Origin of the sequence: Brachyspira pilosicoli (assembly GCF_008016535.1) — a bacterium.
GTDB classification, from domain to species: Bacteria; Spirochaetota; Brachyspiria; order Brachyspirales; family Brachyspiraceae; genus Brachyspira; species Brachyspira pilosicoli_A.
Window position 1 is genome coordinate 1 of sequence record NZ_SAXY01000104.1, and the last position, 631, is coordinate 631.

At 22.0% G+C, this 631-nt stretch carries 1 protein-coding gene and 1 pseudogene; both read right to left on the bottom strand.

What is annotated here, in order from left to right; translation table 11 throughout:
• Positions 1-257, bottom strand: a pseudogene (locus EPJ72_RS12905) (hypothetical protein); the annotation flags it as partial.
• 110 nt (positions 258-367) lie between these two features.
• Positions 368-631, bottom strand: a 264-nt coding sequence (locus tag EPJ72_RS12910) for an integrase core domain-containing protein (protein WP_147732511.1), incomplete at its 5' end; no start/stop codon positions are given.

Sequence of the window (631 nt, forward strand, 5' to 3'; positions counted from 1 at the left end):
ATTTTTAATTTACCATAACCATATAATTTTCTTATTTCAATTATTCTTTTAATAATCTTTTTATTTTTCAATTTATTTTTATTAGTTTTAGGTGCAGTAGATTTAGGTTTTATAATAGAATAAGTTTCTAATTGGCTTTTCCAATAATAATATGTTCTAATACTAATCTTATATTTTAAAGCTAATACTTCTTTATTCTTAACTTTATTGATTTTTATAACTATCTTTTTTCTTTGATTTGAAGTATATTCTTTCATAGGTATTCCTTTAAATTTAAACTATATATATTATAAGGAATACCTGCTTTTTTTAAACTAAAAAACGTGCAATATCTGTGGCTCCTAAACATAAAATTGTTATAATAATGTCATGGAGCCATAGATATTGTACTTTTACTTGCTATAATATTTTTGATTCTTTCTTTGATTGTAATATACAATAACGAAGAAATCAATCTTTGATTGTTATAAAAAAGTGTATATTCTTTTAATTTTTCTCTTAATAATTCTGCAGTTATATTTTTATTTAATCGTGAATAAAATTCTCTTTCGTCTATGCCGTGTACTCTTTCTACTAAGCCGTTATATCTTGGTGTTGCTACAGGAATATATCTTCTCTCTAATTTATTTTT